Raw genomic sequence first — 16,757 nt, 5'->3', positions numbered from 1 at the left:
CATTAAGGCGATTACGATCAAAAAAATTGTTCTGATTAAAGCACAGCGGCATGTTATTGCGTAAACTTTAAAAACTTTACCAACTCGCTGTTTCTTTAAGGTCATTTGTACGCTTTACTCACCGGGCAGGAACAGGACGACGGTTTTATTGCCTTATGCCGGCTGGTGCTGCTGCTATCGGTCGGCCTGCTGCTGGTCGGCGCCTGGTATGTACCGGCAGACTGGCATGAAAAAGCCGTCTATATCGCGGCATGGTTTGTCTGCTTATATGGCGCATCGGCAACCCCCGAACGGACCCGCATCGCCCGCGCGATGCAAAAAACGGAATAAGCGCCGCCCCGAGGCGCGTAAAAGGTAAAAAGTGATGGAAAACAAGCACGCGACGTATTCTCCTGCGTTTCATTTGATCTCCTGGATTGCCCTGATCGGCGGCATCGTCACCTATCTGGTGGGGCTGTGGAATGCCGATATGCAGTTGAATGAGAAAGGCTATTATTTTGCCGTCCTGGTACTGGGGCTGTTTGCCGCGGCATCTTATCAAAAGACGGTGCGCGATAAGTATGAAGCCATTCCGACCACCGCGCTGTACTACACCACCTGTCTGGTGGTCTTCGTTATCGCTGTAGGTCTGCTGGTTATCGGACTGTGGAATGCCACTCTGCTGCTCAGCGAGAAAGGGTTCTATGGGCTGGCGTATTTTTTGAGCCTGTTTGGCGCTGTTGCGGTACAGAAAAACGTGCGTGATGTCTGGGACCCGACGCGCTTACGGGAACCTCTCAGCGTGACGGAAGAGGGGCCTGAGACGTAAGTCGGGCCCCTCCGGGCGGCGGACCGTTAGCTGACCAGCCGGCGGCTATCAATCCGCTGCACCAGGCCTGACAGCAGCAGGCTGCCGAGCAGGGCGGCGCTAAATATCCACACAATATCCAGCAGCGGCCAGCGGGATAGCTCCAGATGGCTGGCGCGCAGCGCATGCACTATCAGGGCATGAAAGCCGTAGATCCCCAGCGAATGTCGCGCAATGCAGGCGATACCGGGCAGGGGACGCGCGTTAAGCCAGTTTTTGGCCAGCGTCAGCAGGGTGACCGCGCAAACAAACACCGCCGGTCCGCAGTAGAGATACCAGGTGTCGCCGAAGTCTCCGCGCCAGCGCAGCTCATGCAGCGTGCCGCGGGAAATGACCCACACGGCGGCGATGAACAGCGCGGCGCAGAGCGGTGTTAGCCATTTTTTATCGGTGTCCAGGGCGCCAATGGCTCTGCCCAGCACGCCGTAGAGCACGTAGTAGAAGGTGTCGCCGTTGATATAGAGGTTGACTGGCAGCCACTCAATCCCGGCGGCTTTAACGCTGACCATATTGGGGTTGGCCAGAATGCCGAGGATCGCCATCAGCGCCAGCAGCATTGTGCTACTGGTGGACTTAACCTGAAGCAGCGGCGAGAGCAGGTAGATGACGGTGATAGCAAAGAAAAACCACAGATGGTAGAAGACGGGCTTCTGCAGCAAATTCTTTAACGACAGCTCGACGTTGATATGGGTAAACAGCGTGATATACAGCAGAGATAGCGCGCTATAGAACGCAATGCACAGGCCAATCCGCCAGAAATGGCGCGGCTGGGCGCTGCGTTCCCCAAAAAAGAGGTAGCCCGAGATCATAAAAAACAGCGGCACGCTGACGCGGGAGGCGGAATTGAGCAGATTGGCGATATCCCATTGCAGCAGGGTAATCGCATGGGGGTGAGTGATATACCAGCTGGTGCTGTGGATCATCACCACCATCATGCAGGCGATGCCGCGCAGGTTGGTGATCCAGTGTATCTTTTCTTGCATCAGTCCCTCAATGTCTGCTGGCGAAATAAGATATGACCTGCCCGGTTTCCCGGTGTCGCAATAGATTAGTCTGAGTTTTCGGTCACAGACTTGTCGCAGTTTCATGATATTCGCAAAATACCTGTAATACTGAATCTTTAAGATAACAACTTGCTAACAAGGCGGTGGAGGAGAACGTGGTGAAAGGTGTTGTTTCCGTCATGCTGGTGCTGCTCCTCGCGGGCTGCAGCGAGACCGTCTCCCCGCCGACGCAAAAAGCGCAGCGCGCTCGTATTACGCCGCAAACCACGCTCAATATGGCGCAGCTTTGCAAGGATCAGGCGGCTATCCGCTATAACACGCAAACGCAGCTCGTTGACGTGAACCACTTTGAACAATTCCAGGCGAGCTATGAGCTTTCTGGCCGTACCGGCAAGAATGAGCGTTTCATCTGTTCCTTTGACCCGGACGGCCAGTTTATGCATCTTTCGATGCGCTGAATCGACCCCGCCTGGCGTAAATTTCGTCCGTTTTCCTGAAACAACGCCGTTTCGTACTGTATATCTCGCAGCCAGCGGGTATACTGACTCCTTCCTTTAAATCCACACGTATCCAGCACGAAATCATATGCAAAAGTTTGATACCAGGACCTTCCAGGGCCTGATCCTGACCTTACAGGATTACTGGGCTCGTCAGGGCTGCACCATTGTTCAACCACTGGACATGGAAGTCGGCGCCGGCACCTCTCACCCGATGACCTGCCTGCGCGCGTTAGGACCGGAGCCGATGGCGACCGCCTACGTGCAGCCTTCCCGTCGTCCAACCGATGGCCGCTATGGCGAAAACCCGAACCGTTTACAGCACTACTATCAGTTCCAGGTGGTGATTAAACCCTCTCCGGACAACATCCAGGAGCTGTACCTCGGGTCGCTGAAAGAGCTGGGTATGGACCCGACTATCCACGACATTCGCTTTGTCGAAGACAACTGGGAAAACCCGACGCTGGGCGCCTGGGGTCTGGGCTGGGAAGTGTGGCTCAACGGCATGGAAGTGACGCAGTTCACCTACTTCCAGCAGGTCGGCGGCCTCGAGTGTAAGCCGGTGACCGGCGAGATCACCTACGGTCTGGAGCGTCTGGCGATGTACATCCAGGGTGTGGACAGCGTCTATGACCTGGTCTGGAGCGATGGCCCGCTGGGGAAAACCACCTATGGCGACGTGTTCCACCAGAACGAAGTGGAGCAGTCCACCTATAACTTCGAATATGCCGACGTCGACTTCCTGTTCACCTGCTTCGAACAGTATGAGAAAGAGGCCCAGCAGCTGCTGGCGCTGGAGACCCCGCTGCCGCTGCCGGCCTACGAGCGTATTCTGAAAGCGGCTCACAGCTTCAACCTGCTGGATGCGCGTAAAGCCATCTCCGTCACCGAGCGTCAGCGCTATATCCTGCGCATTCGCACCCTGACTAAAGCAGTGGCGGAAGCGTACTACGCTTCCCGTGAAGCGCTCGGCTTCCCGATGTGCAACAAGAATAAATAAGAGGCGGCCATGTCTGAGAATACTTTTCTGGTGGAAATCGGCACTGAAGAGCTGCCACCAAAAGCGCTGCGCAGCCTGGCGGAATCTTTTGCTGCGAATGTGACCGCGGAGCTGGATAACGCTGGCCTTGCGCACGGTAAAGTGGAATGGTTTGCCGCCCCGCGTCGTCTGGCGCTGAAGGTGGCCAACCTGGCGGCGGCGCAAGCCGATCGCGAAGTGGAAAAACGCGGCCCGGCTATTGCCCAGGCGTTCGATGCCGAAGGCAAGCCAAGCAAAGCGGCCGAAGGCTGGGCGCGCGGCTGCGGTATCACCGTCGATCAGGCCGAACGTCTGACCACGGACAAAGGCGAGTGGTTGCTGTATCGCGCCCATGTGAAGGGCGAAAGCACCGAAGCGCTGCTGCCGAACATGATTGCCAGCTCGCTGGCGAAGCTACCGATCCCGAAACTGATGCGCTGGGGCGCGTCTGACGTCCACTTCGTGCGTCCGGTACACACGGTGACTTTGCTGCTGGGTGACAAAGTGATCCCGGCCACTATCCTCGGTATTCCGTCCGATCGCGTGATTCGCGGGCATCGCTTTATGGGCGAGCCGGAGTTCACCATCGACCATGCCGACCAGTACCCGCAGATCCTGCTGGAGCGCGGTAAAGTCATCGCCGATTACGAACAGCGTAAAGCCAAAATCAAAGCTGATGCGCAAGAGGCGGCGCGTAAGATTGGCGGTCAAGCCGATCTGAGCGAAAGCCTGCTGGAAGAGGTCACCTCGCTGGTGGAATGGCCGGTGGTGCTGACGGCGAAGTTCGAAGAAAAATTCCTCGCGGTGCCGTCTGAAGCGCTGGTTTACACCATGAAGGGCGACCAGAAGTACTTCCCGGTCTACGACAACGCCGGCAAACTGCTGCCGAACTTTATCTTCGTGGCCAACATCGAGTCCAAAGATCCGCAGCAGATCATCTCCGGTAACGAGAAGGTGGTCCGTCCGCGTCTGGCCGATGCCGAGTTCTTCTTCAATACCGACCGTAAAAAACGTCTGGAAGATAACCTGCCGCGTCTGGAAACCGTGCTGTTCCAGCAGCAGCTGGGCACCCTGCGCGACAAGACCGATCGCATCCAGGCGCTGGCGGGCTGGATTGCCGAACAGATTGGCGCTGACGTGAACCACGCAACCCGCGCGGGCCTGCTGTCCAAGTGCGACCTGATGACCAACATGGTCTTCGAGTTCACCGACACCCAGGGCGTGATGGGGATGCACTACGCGCGCCATGACGGCGAAGCGGAAGACGTGGCCGTGGCGCTGAACGAGCAGTATCAGCCGCGATTTGCTGGCGACGCGCTGCCGTCTAATCCGGTGGCCTGCGCGGTAGCGATTGCCGATAAGATGGACACCCTGGCGGGTATCTTTGGTATCGGTCAGCATCCGAAAGGCGATAAAGACCCGTTTGCGCTGCGTCGCGCCGCGCTGGGCGTGCTGCGTATCATCGTTGAGAAGAACCTGGATCTCGATCTGCAGACGCTGACCGAAGAAGCGGTTCGTCTGTACGGTGAGAAGCTGACCAACGCCAACGTGGTTGATGATGTGATCGACTTTATGCTGGGCCGCTTCCGTGCCTGGTATCAGGACGAAGGCTACGGCGTCGACACGATCCAGGCGGTACTGGCGCGTCGTCCAACCCGCCCGGCGGATTTCGATGCGCGTATGAAGGCGGTATCGCACTTCCGTACTCTGGAAGAGTCCTCCGCGTTGGCGGCGGCAAACAAACGTGTCTCTAACATCCTCGCGAAATCCGATGAGACGCTGAACGACATCGTTCACGCTTCAGTGCTGAAAGAAGCGGCGGAAATCAAGCTGGCGGGTAATCTGGTGGTGCTGCGCGACAAGCTGCAGCCGTATTTCGCCGCAGGCCGTTATCAGGATGCGCTGATTGAGCTGGCCGCGCTGCGCGAGCCGGTGGATGAGTTCTTCGAGAACGTGATGGTTAACGCTGAAGACAAAGATGTTCGCATCAACCGTCTGACGCTGCTGTCCAAACTGCGTGAACTGTTCCTGCAAGTGGCGGATATTTCTCTGCTGCAGTAAGCGTATCGGTAATAATAAAGACCTGCCTCAGGGCAGGTTTTTTTATACGTGAAATATAAATAGGTGAACCGTTAATAATTCTGTCATTGATATCTTCATTATTTGCATTCATCGATGAGAAATGTTTTAGGAATATATAAACATAATTCCGAGAGGTATTTACGCTAGAATGGCGGCGGGTGCTTGAGACTGTGTGTCTCAGGTATTCAGCGGGAGACAGACAGAGAAAAGCCCCACCTGATAGTAATCAAAGTGAGGCTCCCCTATGCATGAACACCATAAGAGTAGCCTCTTACTTGTTGAAAATCAACACTGGAGGTGAGGAATGCCGCAAAAGTATCTGTTGTTTGGCTTAGTAGTGATTTGCTTCACTATTTTATTATTGACCTGGATGGTTCGTGATTCGCTATGTGAATTACAGCGCAGGCAGGAAAATATTGAGCTGTTGGCATTCTTAGCCTGTGATATTAAACAGTAAGAGCATCCGGTGGGGATCTATCCCCACCATGCTTGCGGTGTCAGGCATTCTCAATGCACCCTTTCATTGTTCACCAAATAAATCCTTTGCCTCCTGATATCAGGAGGCCTTTTTATTTTTACAAGATCGTTGAATAAAACAGGCTTGCAACGCATACCGGAGTGTGGCTATCCTATGTCCCGACGAATCCCTCGTCTCACCGGAGCGCGCCCCACAAATGAACAAACACGACTGATGAATTTCACGCCTTACCTCGCAGACCTTGCGGGTAGGGGAGTATTGATTTCATTCAGGAGTGCTTATGGCTCATTGCGCCCACATCCCCGCTTTTGTTTTACATCAGGTCACCTGTCAGTTTGCGACGGGGCAGACCCTGTTTGGTCCGCTCAGCGTCTCGCTGGAACCGTCCCTTTGCGGCCTGGTCGGCCGGAACGGCGTCGGCAAGACGCGTCTGCTGCGTCTGCTGGCGGGCCTTGATTCTCCTGCCGGCGGCCATATTGAGCGCGCCGCCGCCGTTGCCTGGGTAGCGCAGCAGCCGACGCTCACGCCGGAGACCACCCTCGCTACGCTGCTGGGCTATGCGTCGGTTTTTGCCGCCTTGTCTCGCCTTGAACAGGGCCAAGGGCTGGCCGACGATTTCGATCTGTTAGATGGTCACTGGGATCTCACCGATCGCTTGAGTTTAGCGTTCCGTGAAGCCGATCTCCCGCCGTTCTCTGCCGATCGCCCCGCGTTTTCACTCAGCGGCGGCGAGCGGATGAAGGCTCTGCTGTGCGGCGCCTTCGTCTCGGGCGCCGATTATCTGCTGCTGGATGAGCCTACCAACCATCTGGACCGCCAGGGGCGGGAGTGGCTCTATCACCAACTGGAAAGCTGGCAGGGCGGGGCTCTGATCGCCAGCCACGACCGCGAGCTGCTGACGCGGATGCCGAGGATTATTGAGCTGACGCCGACGGCGCTGCGCAGCTACGGCGGCAACTATGCTGAATATCAGCGCCAGCGTATGGCGGAGCAGCAGGCCGCGCGCGCGGCGCTGGAGCATGCCGTGACCGACCGACGGCGCACCCGCGCGCGAATGCAAAAGGAGCATGACGCCGCCCAGCGGCGCTCGGCTCAGACGCTGCGTACCGTTGATACGCTAAATATCGCCTCCTTCGAACGCGTGAAGTACAAAGGCGCGGCAAAAGAGCGCCCGGGAGCGCTGCGCCGTCAGCATCGTGAACAGAACAGCAGTCTGAATGCCGCCGTGCAGCAGGCGCGGGAGCGGGTTGAGGAAGAGACCCCAGTGATGTTTACCCTGCCGGGTAGCGAAGTGGCCGCCGGCAAGCAGGTGCTGGTGGTGGAGTCATTACAGCTCGACCATGCGCCGGCTGCGCCGCTGAACTGGCGTATCGATGGTCCGATGCGCATCGCGCTAAAGGGGCCAAACGGCTGTGGCAAAACCACTTTGCTGAAAACGCTGTTGGGGCTGGAGCAGGCCGCGTCAGGCGATGTCCGGCTTTCGGTGAGCGCCGCTTACCTCGATCAACATCTGACGCAGCTGGATTTATCCCTGTCGGTAATGGCGCACCTGAGCCTGGAAGATACCCCGTTGGATGAGGGCCTCCTGCGCACCCGCCTGGCGCAGCTCCAGCTGGGCGCGGATAAGGTCACTCTGCCGCTGTCGGCGCTCAGCGGCGGCGAGCGCCTGAAAGCGGCGCTGGCGTGCGTGCTCTGGCGACGCGAGCCTGCCCAGCTGCTTTTGTTGGATGAGCCGACCAACCATCTCGATTTAGCATCGACGCAGGCTATTGAAAGCGCGCTGGCGGCGTTTCCCGGCGCGATGCTGGTGGTGTCGCATGATGAGGCGTTTTTACAAGGTCTGAAGCTGACCCATAGCCTGGCGTGGCGGGAGACGGGCTGGCACTTTTCCCTGCTCTGAATGCCCGGTAGCCGCCATCTTATGCTGGCGGCTACTGGCGACAGATAAAAAAAATCCCCGCCATCAGGCAGGGATTCTCGATTCTTAGCGGCTTGAACTTACAGAGAAGTTACGTTGCCAGCTGCCGGGCCTTTAGCGCCGCTTTCGATGGTGAAGGATACTTTCTGACCTTCGTCCAGGGATTTGTAGCCATCGTTCTGGATAGCAGAGAAGTGTACGAACACGTCTTTAGAGCCATCGTCAGGAGTGATGAAGCCGAAGCCTTTGTCAGCGTTGAACCATTTTACGATACCAGTCATTTTACCGGACATAGTGAATTACCTTTAAAAAAATAAGTGAGCCTTGCGGCGTAGGGGTCTGGACTACAGATTTAAAGCGATAAAGGGAAAGTTCACTACGGGGGTATCTTTGGATAACCTTAGAAGGACTGCTCTATTCGACTGCTCTGTGGTCTGTACATCAAACCTGCGAGCATTAACGCACGTTCAGCACCTGATAGCAAACTTTTTTTTACGGTGCAGCGGCAAAAGCTCCCTTACTGGCCTTTGCCGCTGCGCGCGAGATTAATCGAGTAATTGTCGTGAAAGCTGTGGATTGGCCTGAATCAGGCGCATCAATTTCAGCTCGGTGGGAGACGGTCTGACCCGTCTCGACTCCCACTCTCTTACCATGGCGACGCTCACGCCCATGACGTTGGCAAAGTCGTCAATCTTAAGTCCAGTGCCTTTACGCAGTTGCTCAAATTCACTAAACACAGTGGACTTACGGTTTGAGGTAAGTTTCTGATTATCATCCTTAAAAACGATGTGTTCCAGGCTGCTCAGCAGTTCAAACACGGGATCTTTATATTCCATTGAGAACTCCTTTTATCACACAGCGGAAAAGATTTTTCTATAGCTCATTAAGAATAGTCAGAAAATGGCGCAAGGGATGGTAACGTCGGTGATTATTTGCCAACAGGCTATCGAATCTGCCCCGACAGCCAAACGGCAGCGTAGCCTAAAAGAATGATTATTAACGCGATGAGGTGGCTTCGAAAATTTTTGTAAACGGATAAGAAAAAAGCGGCAAAGCCGGCGCGGGGCGCCGGCTTATAGGGTTAGGCTTTCTGCAGGCTTCTCGCCTCATCTGTCGTCGCCGGCACGGATTTACTGACCCGGTACTTGATCAGCAGCGCAATGGCTGACAGGAACGCCGGGATGGCCAGCAGGGTGAAAATGGTCTCAAAGGAGAGCTGAGCCTGCATCAGGAAGGCGCCGCTGAACGCGCCGAGGATGCCGCCGAAGCGGCCGATACCCAGCATCCAGGCGACGCCGGTGGCGCGCCCCTGCGTCGGATAGAAGCCAGCCGCCAGCGCCGGCATCGACGACTGCGCGCCGTTCATAATGCTGCCGGCGATAAAGACCATCACTCCCATTAGCGCCAGGCTGCTGGTGGAGAACCCCACCAGGCAGACAAAAACGCCGGTCAGCAGCCAGCCGACGGCCACCACTTTATTGGGGTTGATCTTGTCCATCAGGGCGCCGAGGATCAGCACGCCAATCCCGCCGCCGAGCGGGAACAGGGCGGTGATAATTGAGGCCTGACTCATCGAGGCGCCGGTTTCACGGATGAGCAGCGGCAGCCAGCTGGTCAGCAGATAGAAAATCAGCAGACCCATAAAGTAGGTCAGGCACAGCATCACGGTACCCACCGCGTAGCGAGGAGAGAAAATGACGCCGATCGCGGATTTCTCTTTCACCTGGCCTGCTTCGCGTAGTACAAATTCCACTGTCTTCGGCAGCGGCGCGATATGGCGCAGAATAGCAGCAATGCGCTGCGCCGGGTGCTGCTTCACTACCAGATAGCGGACGGACTCTGGCAGCAGGAATATTAATGCCACCGCCAGCAGGAGGGGCATCACGCCGCCCAGCACCAGCACGCTCTGCCAGCCATAGTGCGGGATCATCCAGGCGGATAAAAAGCCGCCCAGCGAAGATCCCATCGGAAAGCCGACAAACATCAGGTTCACCAGCAGCGCCCGACGGCGCTCCGGCGCATATTCACTCATTAGCGTCGCGGCATTCGGCATCGCCGCGCCAAGGCCCAGACCGGTCAGGAAGCGCAGCAGCGTCAGCTGATTAAGGCTGGTGGCGAAGGCGGTGAGCAGGCTGAATCCGCCGAACACCACGATCGACATGATCAGCACTTTTTTGCGGCCGATGCGGTCAGCCAGCGGCCCTGCGGTTAAGGCGCCGACCGCCAGGCCCACCAGCGCGGCGCTCATCACCGGGCCGAGGGCCGATTTTTCCACGCCCCACTCTTGCACCAGGTCGGAGGCGATGAACCCGATAATTGCGGTATCGAACCCGTCCATCGCGACGGTGATAAAGCAGAGCGCAAGGATCATCCACTGGTAGCGGGTGAAGGGGTGCTCGTTGATAAAGGCCTGAATGTCGATGGTTGTCTTAGTCATACGGCTTTCCTGGCAGACTGAGCGAGGGACAGAGGTTTATTATTATCGTCGCCTTCGCGTCGTTGAGTTTGATTTGTGCGATAATCGAACATGTCGCCGTTAATCGCTCATTCATCAAATCATTGAAGTGCGAGGCAGGCAATCCAGACGCGTGCCAAAGCGTGCGATTATCGTCCGCTTTAAGGCGCAGTGCCGGGTTGTGGCTTTTTATTTATATTAATATCAATGGCTTATGAGATTCTGGCCCACCTGTTCTTAAGACCATATTTGTGATGCGCATAACAGACGTTCTACAGCGCGACGATGGCGTGCAAAATGGTGTTTTTCCCGCGTAAGATTAGCAGGAAAGGGTATCCTGCGAGGCCGAGCTGGACTATCCTTGTCAGCGTCTGGCACGTGTGTGCCGTTGTGCGCTTTTTTTGGCTGAAAGGAGTAAAAAAATGGCGACAGGAAAGTCCTGCTCTCGCTGGTTTGCGGCTATGGCGGCCTTATTGATGGTGGTTAGCCTGAGTGGGTGTTTTGATAAAGAGGGCGATCAGCGCAAAGCGTTTATCGACTTCCTGCAGAATACGGCGATGCGTAGCGGTGAACGTCTGCCGACGCTGACCGCCGATCAGAAAAAACAGTTTGGGCCTTTTGTCTCTGACTACGCGGTGATCTACGGTTACTCGCAGCAGGTGAGCCAGGCGATGGACGCTGGTCTGCGCCCGGTGGTGGACAGCGTCAATGCGATCCGCGTCCCGCAGGATTATATGACCCAGCGTGAGCCGCTGCGTCAGGCGAACGGCGCGCTGGGCGTGCTCAGCCAGCAGCTGCAGAATGCGAAAATGCAGGCCGATGCCGCGCATGGCGCGCTGAAGCAGGCTGACGATCTCAAGCCGGTCTTCGATCAGGTTTACGCCAAGGTGGTGACGGCGCCAGCCGACGCGCTGCAGCCGCTGATCCCGGCCGCGCAGATCTTTACCCAGCAGCTGGTTCAGGTTGGGGATTTTGTCGCTCAGCAGGGGACGCAGGTGAGCTTTGTCGCCAACGGCATTCAGTTCCCAACCTCCCAGCAGGCCAGCCAGTACAATGCGCTGATTGGGCCGCTGGCGGCGCAGCATCAGGCGTTTAATCAGGCATGGACGGCGGCGGTGAACGCCACCCGTTAATGCTTCATCTGGCTGACGTTGGCTGCGGCGAACGGGCAGGATGATGGACAGGATGCAAAAAGAACCCGGGGAGGGCGGTTGCCGCCGTTACCCGGGTTTTTTTATGGCTTATTTTACCTGCGGATTGACGCAGTTTTTCTCTACGTTGCCGTTCAGGGCGTCGATCAGGTTGTCCACCGCACAGGCCGCCATGTTGTAGCGCGTCTCATGGGTGGCGGAGCCGATATGCGGCAGCGCGACGACGTTCGGCAGGCTCAGCAGCGGTGAGTCCTTGGCCAGCGGTTCGTGTTCGAACACATCGAGACCGGCAGCGTGGATCTCACCGTTCTGCAGGGCGGCGATCAGCGCCTGCTCGTCCACTACCGGGCCACGCCCGGCGTTAATGAAGATGGCGGAAGATTTCATTTTGGCAAACTGCGCCTGACCGAACAGATGGTGAGTCTCTTCGCTCAGGGGCAGGATCAGGCAGACAAAGTCAGCCTCCTGCAGCATGGTATCGAGATCGCAATAGCGGGCATTGAAGCGTTCTTCCGCCTGCGGATGCTGGCGACGCGCGTTATACAGGATCGGCATGCCGAACCCGAAGTGGGCGCGCTGCGCCAGCGCCATACCGATGCGGCCCATGCCGACGATGCCTAAGGTTTTATGGTGAACATCCGTGCCGAACCAGTCCGGACCAATGCTCTTCGTCCATTCACCCGCTTTGACGCGCTCCGCCACTTCCACTACCCGACGCGCGGTACTCAGCACCAGCGCCATGACCGTATCGGCGACGGTCTCGGTCAGCACGGTCGGGGTATGCATCAGCAGCACCCGGCGGGCGTTCAGCGCCTCGACGTCGAAGTTGTCATAGCCAACGGAAACGGTGGAGGTCGCACGCAGCTTCGGCATCTTCTCCAGCAGCGCGGCGTCAACCTTTTCGCTGGAGCCCAGCAGGCCTTCAGCCTGGGCGAAGGCCTCAGCGTGCTGCGAAACGGTCTCCGGCCGCAGGTTTTTCACCTGAGTGACGGAAAAGTGCTCCTCCAGACGCTGTAGCAGGTCGTCGGGAAGCGTTTTATAGAGAATGACAGACGGCTTCATGCGAATCTCCGTAGTATGAGTCGTTCAGGCGTGATGAGCGCCAAGTGGAAGGTTTTGATTATTAGCAGGCTTAACAATCAAAGTCAGCCATACTGAGGCGAAAAGCGCTACCCCCATAAAAATATAGGACGCTGCGGGGCTGCCGGTGGCGCCGTTCAGGTAGCCGACAAACCACGAGCCGCAGAAGGAGCCCAGCGCGCCCATGCTGTTGATCAGCGCCATGGCGCCCCCGGCGACGTTGCGCGGCAGCATTTCCGGAATAATGGCGAAGAAGGGGCCGTAAGGCGCATACATTGCCGCCCCGGCCACCACCAGCAGGGTGTAGGAGACCCAGAAGTGGTTGGCGCCGACCGCCCAGGAACCGATGAAGGCCAGTCCGCCAATCAGCAGCAGCGGCCAGACGAACAGCTTACGGTTTTGCAGTTTATCCGAGGCCCAGGAGACGACGATCATGGCGATGGTGGCCGCCAGGTACGGGACAGAAGAGAGCCAGCCCACTTCCACCATCCCCATATTTTCACCGCCGCTGCGGATAATCGACGGCAGCCACAGTACAAAGCCGTATACGCCGATACTCCAGGCAAAATACTGCGCGCAGAGCAGGATCACGTTGCGGGAGCGGAAGGCTTCGCCATAGTTACGCACCGCTTTGATGCCTTGCTGTTCACGATCCAGTTGTTCCTGCAGCGCCGCTTTTTCACTCTCCGCCAGCCAGGACACCTGCGACGGCTTATCTTTCACCAGCACCCACCAGCAGAAGGCCCAGATCACCGCCGGCACCCCTTCGATGATGAACATTTCCCGCCAGCCGAAGGCCTGAATCAGGTAGCCGGAGACTACCGACATCCACAGGACCGTCACCGGGTTACCGAGGATCAGGAAGGTGTTGGCGCGAGAGCGCTCTGATTTGGTGAACCAGTTGCTGATATAGATAAGCATCGCCGGCATCACCGCGGCTTCGACGACGCCGAGGATAAAGCGGATCGCCGCCAGCGCCGGGATATTATGCACAATACCGGTCAGGGAGGCGCAACCGCCCCACAGGATCAGGCAGATAAAGATCAGTTTGCGAACGCTGCGGCGCTCCGCATAGATAGCGCCGGGGATCTGGAAGAAGAAGTAGCCGAGGAAGAACAGCGCCCCCAGCAGGGAGGAGATCCCCTTGGTGATGCCCAGGTCTTCGGTAATGCCTGCCGCGGAGGCGAAGCTGAAGTTGGCGCGGTCGAGGTACGCCAGGCTATACGTGATAAACACGATAGGCATGATGTACCACCAGCGTTTCGTTGCATTTGTTGAGCTATTCATAGGCTTGCCTCTGTCAATGAGGAGACATACGTCCGTCGAAACGGACGCTGCTGTGCCGCGCTGCAGGTAGGGTACAGGACGGCTGTTATCGTTGCGTAGAAAAGTTACTCGCCCAGCGCGTCGCGAGTGGGCAGCCCCTCGCTGTCGCCCTGGACCTGAATCGCCAGCGAACCGATTTTATTGCCGCGGTTCACCGCCTGAAGCAGGGTTTTGCCTTCCAGCAGGGCGCTAATCACCCCGACGGCAAAGCCGTCGCCGGCGCCGACGGTATCGACGACGTTATCGACTTTAATGGCATCGACCGTTCCCTGTTCGCCGCTGGCGCTCTTGAACCAGGCGCCGTCGCAGCCGGTTTTAATGACTACCGCCTTGACGCCGCGGGAGAGATAGAAATCGGCAATCCCTTCCGGGGTCTGCTGGCCGGTAAGAATCACGCCCTCTTTTAAGCCTGGCAAAACCCAGTCAGCCTGGAAGGCGAGACGGTTGAGTTTCTCCACCATCTCGGCTTCGCTTTTCCACAGCACCGGGCGCAGATTGGGGTCGAAAGAGAGGGTTTTTCCTTCGGCTTTCATTACCTTCGCCGCATGCTCCAGCAACGCGTAAGAGCTCTCAGAAAGGGCCGCCGCGACGCCGCTCAGGTGCAGATGGCGGGCGCTTGTGAAGTAGTCGGCGCGAAAATCGTCCGGCGAAAGATGGCTGGCTGCGGATCCTTTGCGGAAATACTCCACAATGGGATCGGTTCCATTTTCGACTTTCGATTTCATCTGGAAACCGGTAGCGAAGCGGTTGTCGATGGCCACAGCGTGGCTATCGATCCCCTCTTTCGCCAGCGATTGCAGTACGAAGCGGCCAAAGCTGTCGTTGCCGACGCGGCTCACCCAGCCGACTTTCAGACCCAGGCGCGCCAGGCCGGTGGCGACGTTCAGCTCGGCGCCGGCGACACGTTTCATGAAATGCTCCACCTCGGCCAGATCCCCGGTTTCGGTAGCGACAAACATGGCCATAGCTTCGCCGATGGTGATGACATCTAAATTTTCCACGACTTAATCCTCGCGTAACAGGTTGACGTAGCGGCGGGTCACGGCCGTCAGGTCATGGCCAGTCAGCGGAAACTCGATTCCACGCGGCGCGTCGGCGGGAAGATTATCGAGCAGGGCCAGCCAGCGTTCGGCGGCCTGATCCGGCGGTACAGCGCGGAATTTCTCATGATGAGGCTCCGCCGCTTTAACATGAATATAGCTGACCGCCGGCGCAAGATGACGTGCCGCCTCTTCCGGCGAATCGCCAACCCACAGCCAGTTGCCCATATCAAATGTTAAGGTGATCGGCAGCTGATGGACCCGGCAGGCGGCTTTGAAGCGCTGCATCGGCGCCAGCTGGCCGCAGTCGGTCTGGTCATTCTCTACCACCAACGCCATGCCGCTGTCGCTGAGGATATCGCGCAGCTCATCCAACTGCTGATTGTGGAGGAAATGGCCAAGGGAGAGCTTCAGCCACAGAGCGTTCAGGGTTTGCGCTTCCGCGAGCAGCGTCGGGAGATCCGGGTTAAGCTCGCCGTTGTCGGTGAACAGCGCCTGCGGCGCGGAGTAGCAGGCCAGCAGGCCGTGGCGCTCAATAGTGGCCGCCAGCGAGGGCAGAGCGTTGAGTTCTTCCGCGCTGCACAGCTCGCGGCGGATTTCGACGCCGTCCGCGCCGGCGTTGGCGATAAACGGCAGGACGGCGGCCTGCCCGCCTAAGGATTTAACATGATCATTACCATACGCAGCGGTAACGACAATAATTTTTCTGGCCATCGCGCTCTTACTCCCGGCGTTTGTTGCTTAATCTCCTTAATACGCTAGATGGTATCGGTTCCATAAGAAAGGGCGAGATGTTTAATTTATGATCGGCATCACGAAGGATCGTTAACGGGAGGTTGATCCGCGGACGATAAGCTCGCCGGAAAAGACCCGTTCGCGGATGGGGTCGTTAGTGCCGGCAATGCGCCGAATAACCTGTTCGACCGCCGCGTAGCCGATCTGCCACGTCGGCTGTTTGAGGGTGGTAATACCGACGCCGGCCAGCTCCGCCCACTCCAGTTCGTCGAAGCCCAGCAGGCCGATATCGCTCCCCCAGATCAGGCCGACGCGCTTCAGGGCGCGGGCTACCTGCAGCGTCAGCGCGCCGTTGGCGGAGATGACCGCTTTGCGCATCCCGCGGTGGCGGGCATGGAACTGACGCAGGACGTTGTCCAGCATCGCGCCGTCGTTAAGCTGCACCTCGGCGTTTTCGGCCACCACGCCGTGGTGGCGGGCAAGCGTGGCGCGAAAGGCGCTCAGGCGCTCGCGACGGGTATTCACCGAGCCCAGCGGTTCGCTGAGAAACAGGATGGCCTCGAATCCTTTTTCCACCAGATGTTCGGTGGCGGTGGTGGCGGCCTGGGCGTTATCAAGCCCGACCACATCGCAGGCGAAGTCGGGGATTTTACGGTCGATCAGCACCATCGGCAGGGCCGACTGCTGCAGGCGGTTCAGGCCATCCTCCCGCATACCGACTGCGTTGACCACGATGCCTTCCACCTGGTAGCTGCGCAGCAGGTCCAGGTAGTGCAGCTCCTGATCGAGCTCGTTATTGGTATTACACACCAGCAGGGTGAAGCCCTTTTCCCGGCAGGCTGCTTCAATGCCGCTCATGACGTTGACCGAGTAGGGATTGGTGATATCGGCGATGATCAGGCCGATGAGGCGGGTTCGGCCGTGTTTGAGGCCGCGGGCCATCAGGCTGGGGCGGTAGTCGAGTTCGGCAATGGCTTTTTCAATACGTGATAACAGGTCGTCGGAAAGCAGATGCTTCTCGCCGTTAAGATAACGTGAAATGCTGGTTTTGCCGGTCTTTGCGGCTTTCGCCACATCGCTAATAGTTGCACGCGCCGCTTTCGCCATGGTGGCTTCCTTTGCTGAA

Annotated in this window: 16 protein-coding genes and 1 pseudogene; 8 read left to right on the top strand and 9 right to left on the bottom strand. The window is 57.7% G+C overall.

Annotated elements, in window-relative coordinates:
- Positions 1 to 126: 126 nt before the first annotated feature.
- Both KHQ28_RS16200 and yiaA read left to right on the top strand, forming a co-directional pair.
- A pseudogene (locus KHQ28_RS16200) lies at positions 127 to 330 on the top strand (YiaA/YiaB family inner membrane protein); the annotation flags it as partial.
- Between the two features lie 31 nt (positions 331 to 361).
- Complete coding sequence (gene yiaA, locus KHQ28_RS16195) at positions 362 to 808, top strand: inner membrane protein YiaA (RefSeq protein ID WP_004188180.1); 447 nt, start codon at positions 362 to 364, stop codon at positions 806 to 808.
- 26 nt (positions 809 to 834) lie between these two features.
- Here the strand turns inward: yiaA and KHQ28_RS16190 are convergent, their stop codons facing one another.
- Positions 835 to 1,830, bottom strand: coding sequence for an acyltransferase (locus KHQ28_RS16190; protein ID WP_004889304.1), 996 nt, complete (start codon positions 1,828 to 1,830; stop codon positions 835 to 837).
- Between the two features lie 179 nt (positions 1,831 to 2,009).
- Between KHQ28_RS16190 and KHQ28_RS16185 the strand changes: the two genes are divergently transcribed.
- From KHQ28_RS16185 to KHQ28_RS16165, 5 genes are all read left to right on the top strand, one after another.
- A complete protein-coding gene (locus tag KHQ28_RS16185) occupies positions 2,010 to 2,309 on the top strand; it encodes a YsaB family lipoprotein (protein WP_002922129.1) in 300 nt (99 codons plus the stop codon).
- 127 nt (positions 2,310 to 2,436) lie between these two features.
- Positions 2,437 to 3,348, top strand: coding sequence for a glycine--tRNA ligase subunit alpha (gene glyQ, locus KHQ28_RS16180; protein ID WP_002922128.1), 912 nt, complete (start codon positions 2,437 to 2,439; stop codon positions 3,346 to 3,348).
- A 9-nt stretch (positions 3,349 to 3,357) separates the two neighbouring features.
- Positions 3,358 to 5,427 carry a glycine--tRNA ligase subunit beta gene (gene glyS, locus KHQ28_RS16175; RefSeq protein ID WP_002922127.1) on the top strand — a complete coding sequence of 690 codons (2,070 nt, stop codon included), beginning with the start codon at positions 3,358 to 3,360 and terminating at the stop codon, positions 5,425 to 5,427.
- A 325-nt stretch (positions 5,428 to 5,752) separates the two neighbouring features.
- Positions 5,753 to 5,905 carry a type I toxin-antitoxin system toxin HokA gene (hokA, locus tag KHQ28_RS16170; RefSeq protein ID WP_032418275.1) on the top strand — a complete coding sequence of 51 codons (153 nt, stop codon included), beginning with the start codon at positions 5,753 to 5,755 and terminating at the stop codon, positions 5,903 to 5,905.
- Between the two features lie 301 nt (positions 5,906 to 6,206).
- Positions 6,207 to 7,826 (top strand): ATP-binding cassette domain-containing protein, encoded by a 1,620-nt coding sequence (locus KHQ28_RS16165; RefSeq protein WP_032418276.1) that lies wholly within the window; start codon positions 6,207 to 6,209, stop codon positions 7,824 to 7,826.
- 98 nt (positions 7,827 to 7,924) lie between these two features.
- Here KHQ28_RS16165 and cspA read toward each other — a convergent pair whose 3' ends face one another.
- The 3 genes from cspA to KHQ28_RS16150 form a co-directional block, all read right to left on the bottom strand.
- Positions 7,925 to 8,137, bottom strand: a complete 213-nt coding sequence (gene cspA, locus KHQ28_RS16160; RefSeq protein ID WP_000014594.1) for an RNA chaperone/antiterminator CspA — start codon at positions 8,135 to 8,137, stop codon at positions 7,925 to 7,927.
- A 252-nt stretch (positions 8,138 to 8,389) separates the two neighbouring features.
- Complete coding sequence (locus KHQ28_RS16155; RefSeq protein ID WP_002921931.1) at positions 8,390 to 8,680, bottom strand: HTH-type transcriptional regulator; 291 nt, start codon at positions 8,678 to 8,680, stop codon at positions 8,390 to 8,392.
- A 245-nt stretch (positions 8,681 to 8,925) separates the two neighbouring features.
- A complete protein-coding gene (locus tag KHQ28_RS16150; protein WP_004181511.1) occupies positions 8,926 to 10,281 on the bottom strand; it encodes an aromatic acid/H+ symport family MFS transporter in 1,356 nt (451 codons plus the stop codon).
- A 440-nt stretch (positions 10,282 to 10,721) separates the two neighbouring features.
- On the opposite strand from KHQ28_RS16150, the gene KHQ28_RS16145 reads away from it, so the two are divergent.
- Entirely contained in the window at positions 10,722 to 11,432 is a 711-nt protein-coding gene (locus KHQ28_RS16145; RefSeq protein WP_002921929.1) for a DUF3053 domain-containing protein, read from the top strand.
- A 108-nt stretch (positions 11,433 to 11,540) separates the two neighbouring features.
- Here the strand turns inward: KHQ28_RS16145 and ghrB are convergent, their stop codons facing one another.
- The 5 genes from ghrB to KHQ28_RS16120 all read right to left on the bottom strand — a co-directional run bounded on the left by ghrB (position 11,541) and on the right by KHQ28_RS16120 (position 16,738).
- Positions 11,541 to 12,512: a glyoxylate/hydroxypyruvate reductase GhrB gene (ghrB, locus tag KHQ28_RS16140; RefSeq protein ID WP_032418277.1), complete on the bottom strand. Its 972-nt coding sequence runs from the start codon at positions 12,510 to 12,512 to the stop codon at positions 11,541 to 11,543.
- 24 nt (positions 12,513 to 12,536) lie between these two features.
- Positions 12,537 to 13,817 carry an MFS transporter gene (locus tag KHQ28_RS16135; protein WP_002921927.1) on the bottom strand — a complete coding sequence of 427 codons (1,281 nt, stop codon included), beginning with the start codon at positions 13,815 to 13,817 and terminating at the stop codon, positions 12,537 to 12,539.
- A 104-nt stretch (positions 13,818 to 13,921) separates the two neighbouring features.
- Positions 13,922 to 14,857: a sugar kinase gene (locus tag KHQ28_RS16130; protein ID WP_002921921.1), complete on the bottom strand. Its 936-nt coding sequence runs from the start codon at positions 14,855 to 14,857 to the stop codon at positions 13,922 to 13,924.
- A gap of 3 nt (positions 14,858 to 14,860) precedes the next feature.
- Positions 14,861 to 15,610 carry a sugar phosphate isomerase/epimerase gene (locus tag KHQ28_RS16125; RefSeq protein WP_002921919.1) on the bottom strand — a complete coding sequence of 250 codons (750 nt, stop codon included), beginning with the start codon at positions 15,608 to 15,610 and terminating at the stop codon, positions 14,861 to 14,863.
- Positions 15,611 to 15,721: 111 nt separating this feature from the next.
- The gene (locus KHQ28_RS16120) at positions 15,722 to 16,738 is read right to left on the bottom strand and encodes a LacI family DNA-binding transcriptional regulator (protein ID WP_002921918.1); all 1,017 of its coding nucleotides are present in this window, start codon (positions 16,736 to 16,738) and stop codon (positions 15,722 to 15,724) included.
- Positions 16,739 to 16,757: the final 19 nt, after the last annotated feature.

The sequence above is a fragment of the Klebsiella sp. 28 genome (genome assembly GCF_018223905.1).
Lineage (GTDB): Bacteria > Pseudomonadota > Gammaproteobacteria > Enterobacterales > Enterobacteriaceae > Klebsiella > Klebsiella pneumoniae.
The sequence above is the reverse complement of the archived record's forward strand: the minus strand, read 5'-3'. Positions and strand labels throughout refer to the sequence as shown.